We start from the raw sequence: 4,226 nt of genomic DNA, 5'->3' as shown, positions 1-4,226 counted from the left end.
ATAGTTTCCGAGCGCAGCCATCCCTGCTCTTCTAGTCGAGTTAGCTCTCGATAGATCTGCTGATGACTGGCACCCCAAAAAAAGCCAACTGAGCCTTCTACTGAACAATCAAATTGCTTCGCTAGATCATAGCCACTGCTCGGCTGATGCAGCAGCAATGACAGTAAAGCATGTGATAGAGCCATACGATCGCATATTCACTTTCTTGAATATATTCTATTTTTAATTCAGCAGGATGCTATTTTCCACTTAGCTTAACGACGTACCCTCGTTGCTCTAGCCAGAGAGCCAGTTTTTGTCGGTGGTCACCTTGCAGTTCTATTGTTCCATCCTTAGCTGTGCCTCCACTTCCACAGTGGCTTTTCAGTTGTTTGAGCAGTATTGCTAGAGAAGCAGAGGGTAATTGCAGGCCTTCAATCACAGAAACCGTCTTGCCACCTCGGCCCTTGCGCTCTACTCGAATGCGCAGGGTTTGCTGCCGAGGTAAAACCGGCAATGATTTCTGCTCTGTTGCTGCTGACACACTATCAGTACCAAACTCTCGATAGACGATACGATCGTTAGCAGACTCTATTGGCCTCTTGTTTGGGGTTGCCATTGTAGCCTATTCCTAAAAGTCTTCAATCAATACGCTGAGTCGGCTAAGTAGTGGGTCGTCCGATGAAGACGCAGTTTGCCTTGGCAAAGGCACCTGCGGTTCGGGAATCGATAGTTGCTCTGGTGCTGATTCCGGTAATGGTTCCGGTTCAGATGGCATCAACTGCTCAGCCAAACGAGCAAACTGCTCTTCTAGTTGGGTAAGATATTGCTCTTCCCGGTCGGCAGCGGCTTCCTCAGCAGCCGTTAGCGCTTGCTGGATTTGCTGAAAGCGATCGTCAGTCTTCTTCTCTAGAGCACCAATCCGATCTAACAGCGGCCTAACGTGACGAGTAATGGCTGCTTCAATAGCTTCAGTGTCTACCTCAGTCGTTGCCGACTCAGACGATCGCTGTTGCAACTCTTTTAACACCTTAGCTACGCGAGCTTCTACCCGTTCAATCCTTTCTGTGATTGCTGCAAATTGTCCATCCCAATCAATATCTAGCTCTGGTGCTGCTGTTGTTCCAGCTTGTTGTTCCAAATCAGTAATTTGGCGCTGAATTTGCGTCAGTGTTTGGGCAGTCCGAGTATCGACTTGCTTGAGTTGCTGAGACAGCTTAGTGATCTGGCTCTCTAGCTTGCTAAGATCGCTGTCGCCAGCTTGTTCCAAAACAGATGCTTGCTGCCGAAGCTGAGCTAGAATTTCGCTCGTAGCGGCACTCACTTGCTCTAGCTGGCTATGCACCTGCACCAGTGGGACATCCATACCAGCGTCAGTAGCAGCCGGAGCTGTTTCAGGAAAGAAAAACTGCTCTAGCGCATCCTTACACAGGTCGCTGAAGCTAGCATATTCTCCCTGTGCAAGCAATGTTTCAATTTCCCTTAAAAGCGCTTTATCAGCTTCATCCGTTGTAAACGCAACAGACTTTGAAGTCTTCTTAGAAGTTGTTGCCATAGGAGTTACGCCCTGCTAGATTGACTACCTGCCATCTGGATTTCACCATAAATATATTGACCTAGTGCATTTGCTTGCCGACAAGGGCTTGCTAAGTGCACTCGCAGTTGTGCCTCTTTCAAGAGTTGCTGCAAATCTTCCCAGAAAAATTCACCACCACCACCAGCCACAATTACATCTGTGACCCGCTCAGGCAACCATTCAATTAAGCGATCGCACAAATCTCTGGCAAAGCTCTGGCGCAAGCTAGGAATAATGTCATCTAGGTTAGCTGGACGAGTTGCCCCACGAGGACGATAGAAGCGCTGTCCTGATGGACGGTTAACAGCTTCCATCAGTAACAGGGATTGACTATCTGCACCTTTGATTTGGGATGCAACTTGCTCATAGAACTTGTTCATTGCAAATGGCTCACTTTGGGAGGCACCTCGTGCAAATCGGAAGCGATCAACCATCAGGAAGTCGGTGGTTTGATGGCCAATGTCCACAACTGCCACAGACATATTCAAGAAGCTGAGGCCAGGGATGTCCTTTTCAGAGGCTTCACACCAAATCAAACTACCGTAACCTTCAGGTACAACCCATACCTGTTTGACGTTTACTGAGACAGGTTCACCGCGATAGAACATGACATGGGGCGATCGGATTGTACTAATCAGTTGCTCCTTTTCACGATCAAACTGCTCTTGGGACTGATAGGGTAACCCCAACACCACAGCTATGTCGCCCTTTAATCGAAAGTAGCCGATACAGGCAAATACCTTATAGAGAGCATCCTCAACCTTCGACTTACCTATGCCCAAGTCAGCACCAAAATCAGCGGCCATTTGACCAATTGCATATCCCTTGCCCTGATACTCTAACCAAATGTCCAACAAGGGATCTGTCAATCGAGATTCAAAACCACCTCGCCGCACCTGTTCAACTGTGAGATGGGCAACATTTGCAGGAATCAGAACAACCCCAGCTTGATCGCGGCTGACACAAGCTTTAATAGACGTGCGCCCTAAATCAACGCTAAGGATTGGCATTGCGCCAGAGGGAACGGGGGATTGTTTCGCTGTCATTGGGGTTTATATCAGCCTTCAATTTAGTTCACAAGTATTATGCCTAGTACCTAGTGGTAATTCAGCCGTCATGAGACAAAACTCAACGTCGAGTTGGTTCAGCATTATCCTATCAGAGGCAACAGGATTCGCTGACTAGGATTCACTGACAAAAGTAGTGAAGAAAAATGGTGAAGGCGTGAGCAACAATCGTTGTTAGCGAACTCTGGAATAAGAGCTTATCTGAAAAATAGAAATTCGCATAGGCTTTATCAGACTAAAGCCATCTAGCATAGAATCATCGCAAGTCTAGACTGCGATTGTGCTCCCCACTTCATCAGATTTGGTTAGAAATCCTGATAATTCTGTTAAATTTAGTTAAGATTCAATGGTATGACGTTGATGTTTGTCAATTTTGGTTGCTGCCTTTGGAGGCATTAGACTAGATTGTGGGGCCAGTTGCCCTGCGCAGACCTGTATAGGGGCTGCATGGGTTGACTGTCTAGGCCATGGGATTCAGCCTGCAAGCGTGGTGCTTTCTCTGGGTACTCGACAGCATCAGCGCAGCCAATTCTTGCAAAGAGAAGAACACTTTAATAACTCAGTTGAGACTAGCTGCGGTTGCAGACATCACATTACTTGACATCACATTACTTATTTTTAGGAGAGTGTAGAAGTTCATGAAGTTGTCCTGGAAAACAGTTCTACTTTGGACGTTGCCGATACTGGTGGTTGGTTTTTTTCTATGGCAGGGAGCGTTCTCATCCAATGCTGGCGACACTAGTCGCAACGCTGCGGCAACTCGCATGACCTATGGGCGCTTCTTGGAATATCTTGATGCTCATCGGGTGCGCAGTGTAGACTTTTACGACGGTGGTCGTACAGCGATCGTAGAAGCGATAGATCCTGATCTAGATAATCGATTACAGCGGTTGCGGGTTGACTTGCCTGGAACTACCCCAGAGGTGATTTCTAGGTTGAAGGCTCAGCACATTAATTTTGACTCTCACCCGCCCCGCAACGATGCAGCCATCTGGAATTTAGTCGGCAATCTCGTTTTTCCAGTGCTTCTGATTGTGGGCTTATTTTTCTTGTTCCGACGCTCCAGCAATGTGCCTGGTGGGCCTGGGCAAGCTATGAACTTTGGCAAATCTCGAGCACGCTTTCAAATGGAAGCGAAGACTGGTGTCATGTTTGATGATGTCGCTGGTGTCGAGGAAGCTAAAGAGGAGCTGCAAGAGGTTGTCACATTTTTGAAGAAGCCAGAGCGCTTCACGGCTGTTGGCGCACGTATTCCTAAGGGAGTGCTCTTGGTTGGCCCCCCCGGTACAGGCAAGACGATGCTAGCCAAGGCGATCGCGGGTGAGGCTGGTGTACCCTTTTTCTCCATTTCTGGATCTGAGTTTGTAGAAATGTTTGTGGGCGTGGGTGCATCGCGAGTTCGAGATCTGTTCCGTAAGGCTAAGGAAAATGCCCCTTGCATTATTTTCATCGATGAGATTGATGCAGTTGGGCGACAGCGAGGTGCTGGCATTGGTGGGGGGAATGACGAGCGAGAGCAGACCCTAAATCAGTTGTTGACCGAGATGGATGGGTTCGAGGGCAATACTGGCATCATTATCATCGCCGCTACCAACCGTCCTGAC

Annotated in this window: 5 protein-coding genes; 1 reads left to right on the top strand and 4 read right to left on the bottom strand. The window is 48.1% G+C overall.

Translation table 11 applies throughout. The features are described from left to right. The 4 genes from NZ772_14880 to NZ772_14865 all read right to left on the bottom strand — a co-directional run. A partial coding sequence (locus NZ772_14880) for a PadR family transcriptional regulator (protein MCS6814837.1) occupies positions 1–185 on the bottom strand: 185 nt, incomplete at its 3' end. A 53-nt stretch (positions 186–238) separates the two neighbouring features. Next, a complete protein-coding gene (locus NZ772_14875; protein ID MCS6814836.1) occupies positions 239–598 on the bottom strand; it encodes a translation initiation factor in 360 nt (119 codons plus the stop codon). A 12-nt stretch (positions 599–610) separates the two neighbouring features. Then, positions 611–1,534: a hypothetical protein gene (locus NZ772_14870; protein ID MCS6814835.1), complete on the bottom strand. Its 924-nt coding sequence runs from the start codon at positions 1,532–1,534 to the stop codon at positions 611–613. A gap of 5 nt (positions 1,535–1,539) precedes the next feature. Next, a complete protein-coding gene (locus tag NZ772_14865) occupies positions 1,540–2,601 on the bottom strand; it encodes a ParM/StbA family protein (protein ID MCS6814834.1) in 1,062 nt (353 codons plus the stop codon). 659 nt (positions 2,602–3,260) lie between these two features. Between NZ772_14865 and NZ772_14860 the strand changes: the two genes are divergently transcribed. After that, positions 3,261–4,226 (top strand): ATP-dependent metallopeptidase FtsH/Yme1/Tma family protein (locus tag NZ772_14860; protein ID MCS6814833.1); only part of this gene is annotated, 966 nt, incomplete at its 3' end.

The organism is Cyanobacteriota bacterium, from assembly GCA_025054735.1.
Lineage (GTDB): Bacteria > Cyanobacteriota > Cyanobacteriia > SKYG9 > SKYG9 > SKYG9.
Note: the sequence above shows the minus strand (reverse complement) of the source record. Positions and strands in the feature narration are given on the sequence as shown.